Origin of the sequence: Bartonella sp. AA23NXGY (assembly GCF_042197165.1) — a bacterium.
Taxonomy (GTDB): Bacteria; Pseudomonadota; Alphaproteobacteria; order Rhizobiales; family Rhizobiaceae; genus Bartonella.
Window position 1 is genome coordinate 45,278 of record NZ_JBHIRO010000006.1, and the last position, 13,950, is coordinate 59,227.

Consider the following 13,950-nt stretch of genomic DNA (forward strand, 5'->3'; position numbering starts at 1 on the left):
AAAACTGTCATGGGTATTTTTCGTTAAAAAGGACGAGTCGTTGGAGAAAACGGAGAGTCCTTATATCGGGTATTGTGGAGACTTTTGTGGAAAACAATAGAGAAGAGCATTTTTTATTTGAGCTTGTATCGCCTGAAAAAATTGTGTTTTCAGAGCAGGTAGTGTCTGTTGTTCTTCCTTCAGCCTCAGGTTATTTGACAGTTATGGCGCACCATGCGCCATTGGCGGCAAGTATTGTGTTGGGCAGTGTTCGTGTTCGCACCTCTTTGGGTGAAAAATTATTTGCTGTATGCGGGGGTGTTGCAAATATTACCTTTTCAGGCTGCTCTTTATTGGTAGAGCACGTTGTGGCTGTAGAGAATCTTTCTTTTGATGTATTAGAACAGCAGATTTTGCAGATTCAAGCGACGTTAGAAGGAGGGACAAGTGATGAGGACAATCATAAAATAGAGGCTTTTTTCCAGCAGTTGTCAGCTGATGGTGCTGTGTTGATAGAAGCGTAGCAGAGTATACAGGAAAAGATGACATGAGCGGAAAAAAGAGTACGGTTGTGTCTGCTAAAAGGAGTGCAAAACCTTTTCCTCATCCTGGTCGTGTCTTTGCGGGACCTTTGCCAAAGTGCTTTGTTTATATTTTTGCTTCTCTTATTTTGCAATGGGCTTATGGTTTAGGGGCTAATATTGTTCAGTCTAACATTGTCCATCTTACGGGTGATTTTCATGCAACTTTGGCCGAGACGACATGGCTGGTAGCGGCTTATATGGCGCCAAATGTGAGTGTAGCGATTATGTTGATCAAAATCCGCTATCAATTTGGGCTGCGCGCTTTTGCTGAATTATCAATTCTTGGCTTTGTTTTGGTTTGCGTGTTGCAGCTCTTTGTTACGGATTTGCGTTCTGCATTGATTATTCGCTTTTTTGCTGGGATTGCTGCTGCTCCTTTGGCTTCGCTTGCGCTGCTTTATATGATGGAGGCTTTTGCTCCAGCAAAGAAGTTTACTGTTGGTCTTAGTTTGAATTATATGAATGCGGCTTTAGCGGCACCTTTATCACGTTTGATTTCTCCTGATTTGCTGGAAAATGGTGGTTTTTCCAGTCTTTCCGCTCTGGAAATGGGGTTGGTTCTTATCAGCTTGGTCTGTATCTATACTTTGCCTCTTACTCCTGTTGTGCGTAGTAAGGTTATTCAAAAATTAGATTGGATAAGCTATGGTTTGATTGCTCTTGGTCTTGGATTAAATGCTGTGATCATGTCTGTTGGCATATTGTATTGGTGGTATGAAGCACCATGGATTGGTTGGGGGCTCGCACTTGCTATTTTCTCGTTGGCTATTGCTATTATTATTGAGCTTAATAGAGAAAAACCGTTGATTGATCTCCGTTGGATTTTCAGTAAAGAAATGGTCCAATCTGTTTTTATTTTATTTATTTTTCATGTTTTTTTATTGGAGCGGTCAAATTTGCCCGTAGGGTTTTTTAATCTTTTTGGTTTGCTCAATCGTGAGATGGCGCCCATGTATCTTGCGGTGACATTAGGGATTCTGTTAGGGGGGGCTGTTTGTGTCTTTTTTTTACGGGCGGGGCGTGAGGATTATTTTTATTTGTTGTCTTTGGGTTGTTTGGCGTTAGGAGCTTATTTAGATAGTCATGTAAACCATTTAACGCGCCCACAAGATATGATGTTGAGCCAAGGGTTGGTGAGTTTTAGTTATGCACTTTTTTTGCCTCCGGCTCTTTTCAAAGGGTTTGTGATCGCTGGTGAGCGAGGACCGCGTTACGTTTTAAGTTTTATTGCTGTTTTTTTGCTAACGCAAGTGACAGGGGGATTGATGGGGTCGGCTTTTTTTGGCAGCCTTCAGTTTTATTTTGCCCATAAGAACTTTGAGTCCTTAACACAAAATATTATTATTACTGATCCGCTTATTTCTGGTGAGATGAATACTTTATTTTCGCCTTCTTATGGTGTTTCTGTTCCCAATGGCTTGAGAAGTGAGCAGGGTACTTCTATGTTGATAGAGAAATTTAAGTTAACAGCAAATATTTTTGCTTATGATGACGTTTTTCGGCTTTATTTTTATATTTCAATGGTTGTATTCGTTATTTTTCTTGTCACAATGATTGTTAAGTCATGCTCTTTGCGTGCATTAGAAAAGTAGAGTAATGTCATAGAAAGAGGGGTGCAAAAAATGATAAAAAAATTACGGTCAAAAGCTACGATTGTTGCATTCCTATCGGGCATTACGGGTGTTTTGCTGATTTTGTGGGCTTGGAGGCTTCCTCCTTTTGTGAGTAACATTCAAATAACGGATAATGCTTCTATTAAGGGCAATGTTACTCTGGTTAGTTCACAGATCTCTGGGGTGATTGCACGGATTTATGTGCAAGATTATCAACGTGTTGAAAAGGGAATGCTGCTTTTTGAGCTCGATGATTCTCTTTTTCGGCAGCAGCTTGCACGGGCACAGGCTGTTCTCGATTCAAAAAATGCAAAACTGGCAAGTATTGAATTACAAGCACAGCTTTTGCAGGGCGAAATTAATACAGCAGAGGTGGAATTGGCGCGTTCACGAGCATTTTCCAATGTTGTTCCAGATAGTAAAAAGTTAGGTTTTGGTGATGCGGCAAGTTCTGTTTCTCGTCCTCTTTCACAACTCTTGACAGCTCTCGAAACAAAACGCCAATTGCAAAAACAATTGGATCTTGAACGGCAAAGTTTACAGTCAGAAATTGCGGGAGCGAAGGTGAGTGTTGAGTTGGCAAAACTTAATCTCGATCACACAAAGATTTTATCTCCTCGAACAGGCTATATTGGATTAGTTGGAGCGCGGGTAGGGCAATATGTTATGCCAGGGACACAATTGGTCTCTGTTATTTCTGATGATATTTGGATTATTGCTAATTATAAGGAAACGCAACTTTCTCAGATGCGTGTGGGACAACCGGTTGTTTTTTCTGTTGATGCATTGAACAACAAAAAGTTAACAGGGCGTGTGGTTCGTTTTGCACCTGCTACAGGCTCAGAGTTTTCATTGTTAAAAACGGATACGACAATTGGTAATTTTATCAAAATTGCGCAACGTATTTCAGTACGGATTGCTTTAGATCCTGGGCAGGAAGGAATTGAAAAACTCATTCCTGGCATGTCCGTGGTTACCTATGTAGATACTTCGCAGCGAGTCGATTCTGGAGGATGAAATTTTGGGTTTTTTCAGTTTAATTTTTGCGTCATTTACTTATAGCAAGTGGTTGTTTACATTGGAAGATTTCGTTTGGTTTGCTATACTAAATGTTTTAAAGCTCTTAGGCTTCTTATACTTTTATGTCATGATGTAAAATAATGTTCCTTAGAATATTAAAGCGCATGCATCTTTACTCACTTCCATTTCTTTTGAACTAACTTAGTAGGGGGGGGGAGTATTGGAAGCTTTGCCTGTGGTTTTGCACAACACTGTCCTTTGAGGTGTGGTGTCACCGCATGTTTGGAAGATGGGGGTAGGGGGGATGCCAGATAAAAAACTGGATTATAGACTGGGTCGGATGGGAAACTTATCCTTTTGGGTGAGGGCGTAAAGTTAGGAGGAAGACGTAAAGTTTATATTTTGTAAACCATAAAAATGCCCGTTTTAAGGCGGGCATTAAAAGGGAAGGTTATTGGTTGTGTTATTAATTTTTACGGATCAGTAAGAAGCTTACTAAAACGACTCCTGCTGCTAATGCGAGGGTTTTTTTAGGATTTTCTTTCGCTTTTTTCTTTAATTCTGTAGCATGTTCGTTGAGGTGATAAAGTGCGTGACGGCCTTTTTGTTTCCATGTGTTAAACAGCTCAGAAATATTTTCAAAGCTATCATTTTGAAAACTCCAATGATTTACGGGGACCAGCTCTCTTTTTAATTGTGCTATACGTTTTTTAATTTTAGCATTTTTTCTATGGGGTGAAAATAGACACATTTATTGACTCCTTCATGTGTTAAATTGTTGTGTGACAGTTGGGATGGTGTTTGGGGTTTTGCTATAACGGCTTGAACATTGAAAGGTTGCATTGATAATGCCGCGCGTGGGTGAGATGAGAATTAAAAGTTTGGGTTTAATGAGGCATTTCTTAATGTTCTTGAGTTCATTTCGTGATGGTGTTTGTTAAGGATGTAAGGTAAAAATTTTTACAAAATGGTGTAAGATTCATTCATAAAGATGGTGGGCGATGTCTTCATTTTTTTGTTTGTTTAAAGTGTTGGGATAGCTTTTGGCACTTGAAATAGTTTATAAGGAGTTTTTATCTATCTATTCTCTTGTGGCTGTAGGGAGTGGTATTGATTGATTCAATTAAGAAGATTTAAAATGAGGAAATCTTACGATATTTGGGGTTGCTATTCAAATTTGTAAAAAATAGATTATTATAAATCAATATGTTGGATTAATTTGGCGATGTCTTTCATGCATTTTTAAAAATTGCGCTTTGATAGGCGTTATCTGTTGTGTTGTAAAACATTGTTTTGTGGTGACGTTGATTAAGGTATCGGCATGCAACTTAAAAATACAGTATTGTCTCTGTTTTGTTTCAGTTTCTTTTTGAAGCAACCAAGTGTAGAAGTATAAACTTGAACAGAAGTAGTAGAACTTATCCGGTGCGTCTATAGAATGAATCTACCTATGAATTGTATTGCATCAGTGTTAGTAGGTAGAACCTTTTGAGAGCAATCTGTTAAGATTGGTGGGCGGTGTAATTTTCGTCCTTTGAAGCGCGGAGGAAGTCAATGTAAATAATGATTGATAGCGCAGGTTTTAAAAATTTGAGGACTTGATGAGTACGACCTATTTTTTATCTAAACCACTTGAGCGTCGTCGATCTGTTGGTGTTGTTGTTGGTGATGTGATTATTGGGGGGCAGAGCCCGATAGTTGTACAGTCAATGACTAATACAGATACCGCTGATGTTGATGCAACTGTTTCTCAAGTAGCTGCTCTTTGGCAAGCTGGTTCACAATTGGTTCGAATTACTGTTGATCGCGATGAAGCGGCGGCGGCTGTACCAAAAATACGGGAGCGATTGGAGAGGTTAGGATTTTTTATCCCATTGGTGGGGGATTTTCATTATATTGGTCATAAGCTTTTATCTGAGCATCCTGCGTGTGCTGAGGCGCTTGCAAAATATCGCATCAATCCTGGAAATGTTGGTTTTGGCGCAAAAAAAGATCGTCAATTTGCAGAAATTATAGAGATTGCTTGTCGGTATCATAAACCTATTCGCATTGGCGTGAATTGGGGCTCTCTTGATAATGCGTTGTTAACACGGCTTATGGATGAAAATGCACAGCAAGAAAATCCTTTATCGGTTGCTGAAGTGATGCGGGAAACTGTTGTTCAGTCGGCTTTGCTTTCGGCTGCTTTAGCAGAAGAGTTAGGATTGGGGCGTGATAAAATTATTCTTTCTGCTAAAGTGAGTGATGTCCAAGATCTTATTGCTGTTTATACCACCTTGGCGGCGCGTTGTGATTATGCTCTTCATTTGGGATTAACGGAAGCTGGGATGGGAACAAAGGGCATTGTTGCTTCTTCGGTGGCTTTGGGTATTTTATTACAGCAAGGGATTGGTGATACGATACGAATTTCCTTAACACCAAAACCTGGTGGTGATCGGACACGAGAAGTAAAGGTGGGGCAAGAACTTTTGCAAGTGATGGGGTTTCGGCAATTTTTGCCTGTTGTTGCGGCTTGTCCTGGTTGTGGGCGCACAACCTCAACGGTCTTTCAACAATTGGCACAAAAAATTGAAGCAGATTTATACAAAAATATGCCTGTTTGGCGTGAAAAATACCCTGGCGTTGAAAGCTTGAAGGTTGCTGTGATGGGATGTATCGTCAATGGACCGGGGGAGTCAAAGCATGCGGATATTGGAATCTCTTTGCCTGGAGTGGGGGAAAGTCCTGCGGCACCTGTTTTTATTGAGGGACAAAAGGTAAAAATTTTACGGGGTGATCACATTGCTGAAGAATTTGAAGCGCTTTTGAGTGATTATATTCATACACGCTTTGGGCAAGGTTGAGGTAAAAATCGCATAAGGTTGAAGTAAAAAGGGTGTGTCGTTTTTTTTTAAACAAGCTGTCTTCAATGTGAAGATGGTGCTGTTGTATGCTGCTTTAGCTATGGTCAATACTGTTGTTGGTTGCTTATTATTTTAGGTAAAACCAGATGATATGCCTGTTTTAGAATCAGAAGCTTATGAAGGATATTAATGAGTTTGAGTGTGTTAAGACTATTAAGCAAAACGATATGAATACTTTAAATAGATCCGTAAATGTTGTTGCTGGTTTTTTGGCTGCTCTTGAGACAGTAAAATATTTAACGGATTCTTCAAATATCAAATTATAGAAAGAACATTGTTTATTGATTTTTCAGGCATTTTCCCAGCATTTTTTGGGGTATCAAATTGATAGGATTGGAAATCCTTATAGCGATTATAGTCCTATTTGTCGTAAAATGTAAGCTTTTATATTGATATAAAATGATGTATACGGGTGCCTTTTTTGGCGTTATTGGGGGAGTGCATGACAAGTATATTAGCGTTTGGCTTTTTATTTAACGGTATAAGGATTTTAACTGGCGCCTTTATTGTCTTTTATATGCTTGAAAAAGGCTTAACGCTTATTGATATAGGTGTCATTAAGTCGTTTCAGGCTTTTATTATGATGGTTACCGATATTCCTCTGGGATATTTTGCTGATCGAAAAAGTTATAAAATATCGATCGTTTTGGCAGCGGCTTTTGCTGCCACATGGCTCTTTCTCATGGGATTTTCTACAAGCTTTTATGGTTTTCTTTTGGCAGAAACTTTTAATGCCTTATCGCTGACATTAATTGCTGGAGCCTATAATGCTTTACTTGTTCAATATGCAAAAGAAAAATTGACATCCACTAAAAAAGTGCTTGGTTCCAGCTCTCAATATAATTACATCGGCATGTTTATATTCAGTTTAATCGGGGCATATTTTGCTGATTATTCTAGCCAATATATATGGTATATCGCGGCGTTTTTAATGTTGATGACGACACTATTTGGTTTGTTTTTTCTTGATGACTTGAAGGGGGAGAAAAAACCAAATAAAGCGAATTCTCTCATTTGTGAAGCTAAGGAGATGTTATCTATTTTTATTAAAGTTCCTTATATCTCTTTATGCTTTTATTTTTCATTGATTTTTTTCAATATATTCTCGCAGTATTGGCAGTGGATATTTAAAGATCATAATATTAATGTCACTTATTTTGATCTTGGTGTGACATTTTCATTGATATTGCTCTCTCAGCTCTTGGCTAGTTTTCTCTTTACAAAACTAAGTGAAAGAGTGAATTTTATTTTACTGTTGTTTCTTTCGGCTTTACTGATTTCTACAGTCGCTTTCTTTGAACCAAGAAAAGAAATGGCTGTCATTTTAGTCTGTATGATTTTTTATCTCATTAAGTATACATATCTTCGTGTAGAAGTTATCTTGCACGATAGTATTAGTGATCATTTCAGGGCTACATATGAATCTTTCTTGTCAACCGTTGGGAGATTTAGCTTATTGGTATTTTTTTACATGAGTGCGTATATGGTCAATATATTTGGCTTTTTCTCACTCGTTTATATTTTTGCTATTTATTTATTGATTTACTTGTTGGCGGTATTTTTTTTAGAAGGAACTCTCAAAAAAGTTCAGTGAAAATATTAACTTATTACGATATGTATTTTATAGGGTTTCATAGTGGGGCAAGGCTTTTATTTATTAAGGCGCATCGTTGTTTTTGCATGTTGAATGAGAAAGCTGAATAGTCTCAGTTATTCTTATTTAAAATCTATGTATGTTGAAGCAATCAAAGTCACCTGCTTGTACGTTATAAGTGGGCGTGGCATAACAATCATTACAAAAGAAATGAAAATGCTGCTCATGAATATTGCACAAAGAGTTGCTGACAAGAGTGGACGCTGATAAAGAAAATGATTGTGCCAGATTATATGCTTATTAAGGAATGGTGATAGAGCAGTTTTCCCATTTTCATTGGTTCCTTGCTGGTAACCCTTTATCTCATTAGAGCTAATTTAAGCAGTCGGACAATTTATAGCCTGTCCTCATAAGAATTCCCGTATGATCGATTTTGATATTTTGATGATCTATTTTATTGTTGGTATATTTAGCGGATTTTACCATTGCCTCCTTTAAAATATCAATCATCTTGTTGAGATAATTTTTTTACGTTGTACATTCTCATTTTTGAGTATTTTCTCTTTGATTGTGGCGTTAGCTCTGTATTTTCTGATGTTAGAAAATACTCTTATCCAGATAATAAACTTATCTATGGAAACTTTGAATGATATCTCCCCTCGTTGAGAGGGAATAAAACCAAGTACAGAAATATTGTTGAGTACAATTTGCTATAAATAAGCCACAAGAAAACAGCATATATTGATATATTTGATAGGAATCTGTTAAGCCGTACAAATTATGGTCATTAAAAGGTAAAGCGATGAAATCGTTATCCATAACGCGTGTTGTAACATTTATAACTCTTTTTTTGTATCTGTGTTGTTGGGATGTACGCGCGTAGATAGTCTAGAGTAGTATAATAAACTTTACGAAGAATATATAAGTGAAAAATACGAGGCTTTTGAACATTTTCAAAAGCAAGAACAAGCAAGAAATTTCGTCTATAGCCGTGGCTATCAGAATATCGTACCAAAGTTTGACATTATACGGCATCGTCACATACTGATTGTTTTATGTGGACGTTTTGTTAATTTATTGCGTGGTGATTATAATGAATGGATATCAGCAGATATGTTACTCAATGTCATAAGCAGTTTGCGTTATGACTATAATTGGAGAGAAAGCGATTTTATCTGGGCTTATAATATGTCTATGAATTCTACCGACCCCATGATTGATTACGCGAAAAAGTTTCTTAATTCTTCAAGTGAAAATGGCATGAGTTTCAAAACACAAATGATTGATCTCGTGTCGAGTATGAGGACCGGTGATGATGAAAATGTTAAACAAATAGCGCGTTTTTGCATAGAGCTAAACACGATATATGACATGATGAAACCAAGAAGAATTTACAAATGACATTGAATGGATAATGAGAAAAATTCTCTCGAAGGATATTCAATGGCTATAATACTCTTGATAATTGCGGCATTTTCTTGGCCATGTTGCATGTTTTTTTATTATGGCTTCAAAAGGTGGACATATTTTCCAGCTTTTACAACAGGCATAGGTTCACTTACAATGATGCTTTTCATCTTAATAAGAAAATTGCACTTAAAGGAGGAAATTTGCACTTGGATTGAAAAAACTACTTATCACAAATTAGATTGCGCTATTATATATAATAATAAGGACTTTTTTTATCTTTCTGTTGCAATGATCATTCTCTGTTTAATCTTATCAATTCTCTTTTTATGTGATGAATTGAATAAACGAGATAAAGAGCGTGATGAATTAAAGTTGTACAGTGATCAAGATTATTATTAAATTGAAGTTATTACACAATTTTGTAAATAAAAATGTTTCTGCTTTTGAAGGAGCATGCCGACACAATTATTCACTTTTCTCGCCCCTAATGTTGCGGACAGCCCTTGGCTTTTAAGACGGTTCATAAGAGGCATTTTTTTAGTTTTTTCTTTGATGTTTTGCCCCACACGGCTTTTCCCGCTTGTGACGTGCAAGCAAATGATTTTGATTGATTTAACATACACAGATTTGAAATGAGAGAATCTTATGATATTCAGGGTTCTTATTCAAGTTGAAAAACCACAAATTATGATTATAAATCAATGTGTTGTATTATTCTTGCTAAGAAAAGAGAGATCGGTAATAATACTGCTTTGGTCTTTCGTTCTATTGAAATTAGTGGTTTTATTTATCCTGTTATGCCGTAACATACTGTCATTTGAGGGGTGGTGAAGGTAGCCTGTTTGATACATTAAGTATTTTAAGAAGTGCATGGTGAATATTCTTAAGTCTGTTTATTGCGTCTTTAGTTTAAGTGAATCGCATGCGTGGAAAACGAGAGAAACCTACTCGGTAGGACACTAGACTGTTTACAGAGCAGATTAGGTTAAAAGACTTTGTTCTTTGAGGGTGGCATAAAAATCAAAATAGCCATTATATTCATTTTTTTCTGATATTTTAAATACGAGCTTCAAAAAAATGATGCCTAAACTAAACAACGAGCACTTTTGTAAAAGTGTTTTTAGAGAGCAAGTAATACACGAGTGAATTTACAGAATATAACCATATTTGATCTTTTACAACAAGATAGCGTGGAAAGGCATAAAAATTACGACTCTTTACTGAGGGCAGTGTACTCCTAGGGTTGGCAATAAACAACAGATGACTTTGATAAGGCTACAAAGCCAATCGGCATTTTTATTGTTTTTTGCGGGTTTATAAAATGCCTTGTTTTATTACTTATTCTGTTTATTTTTTGCCTTATCGTTAGAAGATTAAAGACATAAAGGAGAAAACGAGTTTTTCTCTTTCCGGTTGTTTTTTATTCGGCTTTAAAGCACCCACTACCCACTGTAATATCTTTTAAAACATGGTGATTACGCATTGTTTTACATTTTGTTTCTTTTAGTCTTTAATGAAAGGCATTTTTCATGCAAAATAGGATACCTAGAATGCATTTGTGTTATAAATTTACGCGGCTTGTTTTAATGAAATTCCTCTTAAGATTTGTCGCACCCATTTCATGATAAGGACTATAATGGAGATTAATGGTAATGTTTCTTGGAAAAGTCTATTATGCATTCAATAAATATGACGGTGTACACTATGTACAATAGGTGGATGAAGTTTAATTTTGGCGTATTGCACTAAAGTGTGCTGCTTGTTGGAGGGGGAGTGCTTTAGCGCCAAAAGGATGTAAGAATGCTTCTGCTTTACTGATGAGTGTATCTCGCTTTTTTTGGGTTTCTTTAATGCCGTAAAGATGAACAAAAGTGGCTTTTTGTGCCGTTTCATCTTTCCCAGCCGTTTTTCCTAGGGTTTGCGTGTTGGCGGTGACATCAAGAAGGTCATCGGTTAATTGAAAAGCTAAACCAAGATAGGTACCAAAATCAGTAAGTTTTTCAGTTAATTCTTTAGATGCATTGCCAATGATGGCACCTGCTTGGCAAGCAAAGCTTATCAGGGCTGCTGTTTTCATGTGTTGTAGAGTGATGATGTCAGTACTTTCTTGCGGTCTTTTTTCAGCTTCAAGGTCCAGCATTTGTCCACCTAACATACCGCCAAGTCCTGCCGATTGTGCAAGAGACGTGATCAGCTTGATTCTAATATCTGTAGATAAAATACTAGCTTTATGAGCAATAATTTCAAAGGCAAATGTTAAGAGGGCATTGCCTGCTAGAATTGCTGTTGCTTCATCAAATGCTATATGGACGGTGGGTTTTCCACGCCGGAGTATATCGTTATCCATAGCGGGAAGATCATCATGAATGAGCGAATAACAATGGATACATTCTAAGGCACATGCAACATCAAGAGAATGTTCTACAGGGACGTCAAAAAGTGCAGCACTTTGAATTACAAGAAAAGGACGCAAGCGTTTTCCACCGTTCAGCACACCATAGCGCATGGCTTTGATTAAGTTTTTAGGGCGTGAAATTTCACCATTTTGGATTTGATCACTTAACAGGGTATCAAGCCGTTTTTCAACGGTGTCTCTATGTTTTGCAAGAAGGGTGGTAAATTCGTGCATTCTTGCTTCCTTTGTTTTTACAAAAATGAAATTATGAAGTTTAAAGAGAAAGGTTGTCGCTTTTTCTTGTTTTCATAAATTGGCGTCGTTTTTTATTAAAAATCAACTTCTCTTTTTATCCGTATCTCTACTGTATGCGCAAATCCCTTTTTAAACCAAATAAAAATTGAATGAAGGGCTTATAAAAAAGCTTTCATTGGTGTATAAAATTCTTAAATTTTGCAGTGTTTTTGATATTCATTTGATTATTGTGACACCATTTTTGATAACAGGAAGGTCATTTTTGGTAAGAGGAGGATCATTTTGACATTGCCTCTTCTTTTTTATCAGTGTATAATATCCTCGAATTTTATGGTGTTTTAAATGAAGCATTGTCATTTTTGACATTGCTTTTTCTGTTTTAATGGATTTGGAGTGTCTTTTTATGGCTGTACCTAAACGAAAAACCTCTCCAGCGAAGAGGGGCATGCGCCGTTCGGCTGATGCTCTGAAGGCGCCGACTTATATCGAAGATAAAAATTCTGGTGAATTACGTCGTCCTCATCACATTGATTTGAAAACGGGAATGTATCGTGGGCGTTCCGTTTTAGTGGTTAAAGACTGAGCGTTTTCTTTCTTTTCCAGAGGTGAACTTCTTTTATTGCATCGATCAATACACGCTTGGGGCGTGCATTTTCGCTTTAAGATGAATGTTGAGGTTCCCTTGCATCGTCTTCTATCGATGTGGAACAAGGAATATATCGTGGGCGTTCTGTTTTAGTGGTTAAAACTTTAGCGTTTTCTTTCTTTTCCAGTGGTGAACTTCTTTTATTTCATCGATCAATGCACGCTTGGGGCGTGCATTTTCGCTTTAAGATGAATGTTGAGGTTCCCTTGCATCGTCTTCTATCGATGTGAAACAGGGAATGTATCGTGGGCGTTCTGTTTTAGAGGTTATAAAACTTTCGCGTTTTCTTTCTTTTCCAGTGGTGAACTTCTTTTATTTCATTAGTGAATGCATTGGGTAAGATGCGTTTTTCACTTTTTCTTGAGAACATGTGTGGGATAAAGTTTTGCTGTAGAGAAATGATTCTATTGTGGGAGATGATTTTCTTGTTTTCTTGAGAGGCTATAAGGGATTGCTTGTATCAGTGTCTTTTATGATGACTTCGTTAAGAGCTTGGGTATTGATATAAGTTAGCTCAGTAATAGAATCATTTTGTATCGCACTTAATCTTTATTGACTATAGAGAGAATCCTATTAGACCGTAAAATATCATCGTTTAAGGCGGTTGATCTATGTAAGGCTTTAAGCATACCGGTATTTTTTATGAGAATATTTAAGGCAATGGTTTGTCTATAGGCTTATATTGTGACATGTGATTCTCCTTAAAAAAATAGAGATCGACATCACATTGATTTATAAAGATCATTTGTTGTTTTGCGCCTTGAATGGAAGGTCTATCGTAGGATTTTCTCATTTCAAATTTTTCCCTATGTTGAATCAATGACAATCACTTGCTTTTCGGTCACAAGTGGGGCTGGCATGTGGGTGAAAACTCTATAAAAAGGAAAAATGTTTATAATGAATATTTTCAAATGTAAGAATTGTTGTAACATTGGGGTTAAGTGTATGCTGATGCCAGCGTGCTTTCTTATGAGCAGAAAAGAGAAAACCGTTACAAGACAGAAGGTGTACACATTCAATAACCTTTAGTGCTTTTTATGATAAAGGTATATGAGACTTTTCTATGAATATCACGCTGTCTTTTCATATTTTTGAACTAAAAATTGTCCATATATTTTTCGTATTTTTGTGAATATAAGGGATTTGTTGCGAACAGCTTGTAAAAATAAGTAAACTTAAAACCAGATATGTTATGTGTGGGGGTGAGCAAAGTATTTTATCAAAGCCGGTACGATTCTCCAGTTCATAGCTGGTTTATGAATGATTTTATAGTGTTTCTTACCTAAGTTTATGATTTTTTTGTTATCTGTTCATCACTAGACAACATATTGATTTATATATATAATTCATTGTTTTTCATATTGAATTAGAACCCCGAATAACGTAAGATTCACTCATTTCAAATCTCTCTATCTAGAATCAATCAAAACCACTCGTTTGCACGTCACAAGTGGGATGAGTGTGTGGATAAAATTTGTATAAGAAAGGACTAGAAATGGTTCTTATGAATCGTCTTAAGAGCCAAGGGCTGTCGTAACACCCACGAGCTGG

10 protein-coding genes are annotated in these 13,950 nt (G+C 36.8%); 8 read left to right on the forward strand and 2 right to left on the reverse strand.

Features of this window, described 5'->3' with window-relative positions; all coding sequences use genetic code 11:
- Positions 1 to 86: 86 nt before the first annotated feature.
- From atpC to ACFINY_RS04575, 3 genes are read left to right on the forward strand one after another with little or no spacing between them, the layout of a single operon-like run.
- Complete coding sequence (atpC, locus tag ACFINY_RS04565; RefSeq protein ID WP_375686006.1) at positions 87 to 503, forward strand: ATP synthase F1 subunit epsilon; 417 nt, start codon at positions 87 to 89, stop codon at positions 501 to 503.
- Between the two features lie 23 nt (positions 504 to 526).
- On the forward strand, positions 527 to 2,155 hold the full coding sequence (locus ACFINY_RS04570; protein WP_375638260.1) for an MFS transporter: 1,629 nt from the start codon (positions 527 to 529) through the stop codon (positions 2,153 to 2,155).
- Positions 2,156 to 2,185: 30 nt separating this feature from the next.
- Positions 2,186 to 3,193, forward strand: a complete 1,008-nt coding sequence (locus ACFINY_RS04575; protein ID WP_375611727.1) for an HlyD family secretion protein — start codon at positions 2,186 to 2,188, stop codon at positions 3,191 to 3,193.
- 469 nt (positions 3,194 to 3,662) lie between these two features.
- Here the strand turns inward: ACFINY_RS04575 and ACFINY_RS04580 are convergent, their stop codons facing one another.
- Complete coding sequence (locus ACFINY_RS04580) at positions 3,663 to 3,947, reverse strand: hypothetical protein (protein ID WP_375611728.1); 285 nt, start codon at positions 3,945 to 3,947, stop codon at positions 3,663 to 3,665.
- 850 nt (positions 3,948 to 4,797) lie between these two features.
- Here ACFINY_RS04580 and ispG point away from each other — a divergent pair.
- The 4 genes from ispG (at position 4,798) to ACFINY_RS04600 (ending at position 9,502) form a co-directional block, all read left to right on the forward strand.
- A complete protein-coding gene (gene ispG, locus ACFINY_RS04585) occupies positions 4,798 to 6,039 on the forward strand; it encodes a flavodoxin-dependent (E)-4-hydroxy-3-methylbut-2-enyl-diphosphate synthase (RefSeq protein ID WP_375700885.1) in 1,242 nt (413 codons plus the stop codon).
- 502 nt (positions 6,040 to 6,541) lie between these two features.
- Entirely contained in the window at positions 6,542 to 7,693 is a 1,152-nt protein-coding gene (locus tag ACFINY_RS04590; RefSeq protein ID WP_375621014.1) for an MFS transporter, read from the forward strand.
- A 1,077-nt stretch (positions 7,694 to 8,770) separates the two neighbouring features.
- A complete protein-coding gene (locus tag ACFINY_RS04595; RefSeq protein WP_375611730.1) occupies positions 8,771 to 9,094 on the forward strand; it encodes a hypothetical protein in 324 nt (107 codons plus the stop codon).
- 6 nt (positions 9,095 to 9,100) lie between these two features.
- Complete coding sequence (locus tag ACFINY_RS04600) at positions 9,101 to 9,502, forward strand: hypothetical protein (RefSeq protein ID WP_375700886.1); 402 nt, start codon at positions 9,101 to 9,103, stop codon at positions 9,500 to 9,502.
- Between the two features lie 1,327 nt (positions 9,503 to 10,829).
- Here the strand turns inward: ACFINY_RS04600 and ACFINY_RS04605 are convergent.
- Positions 10,830 to 11,732, reverse strand: a complete 903-nt coding sequence (locus tag ACFINY_RS04605) for a polyprenyl synthetase family protein (protein WP_375611731.1) — start codon at positions 11,730 to 11,732, stop codon at positions 10,830 to 10,832.
- Positions 11,733 to 12,156: 424 nt separating this feature from the next.
- On the opposite strand from ACFINY_RS04605, the gene rpmF reads away from it, so the two are divergent.
- Positions 12,157 to 12,336, forward strand: a complete 180-nt coding sequence (rpmF, locus tag ACFINY_RS04610; protein ID WP_005774555.1) for a 50S ribosomal protein L32 — start codon at positions 12,157 to 12,159, stop codon at positions 12,334 to 12,336.
- Positions 12,337 to 13,950 lie beyond the last annotated feature (1,614 nt).

What these genes read in the sequence shown, in the direction of transcription:
- ACFINY_RS04570 (WP_375638260.1), top strand. Translation starts at nt 527, where the DNA reads ATGAGCGGAAAAAAGAGTACGGTTGTGTCTGCTAAAAGGAGTGCAAAA.
- ACFINY_RS04575 (WP_375611727.1), top strand. Translation starts at nt 2,186, where the DNA reads ATGATAAAAAAATTACGGTCAAAAGCTACGATTGTTGCATTCCTATCG.
- ACFINY_RS04580 (WP_375611728.1), bottom strand. Translation starts at nt 3,947, where the DNA reads ATGTGTCTATTTTCACCCCATAGAAAAAATGCTAAAATTAAAAAACGT.
- ispG (WP_375700885.1), top strand. Translation starts at nt 4,798, where the DNA reads ATGAGTACGACCTATTTTTTATCTAAACCACTTGAGCGTCGTCGATCT.
- ACFINY_RS04590 (WP_375621014.1), top strand. Translation starts at nt 6,542, where the DNA reads ATGACAAGTATATTAGCGTTTGGCTTTTTATTTAACGGTATAAGGATT.
- ACFINY_RS04600 (WP_375700886.1), top strand. Translation starts at nt 9,101, where the DNA reads ATGGATAATGAGAAAAATTCTCTCGAAGGATATTCAATGGCTATAATA.
- ACFINY_RS04605 (WP_375611731.1), bottom strand. Translation starts at nt 11,732, where the DNA reads ATGCACGAATTTACCACCCTTCTTGCAAAACATAGAGACACCGTTGAA.
- rpmF (WP_005774555.1), top strand. Translation starts at nt 12,157, where the DNA reads ATGGCTGTACCTAAACGAAAAACCTCTCCAGCGAAGAGGGGCATGCGC.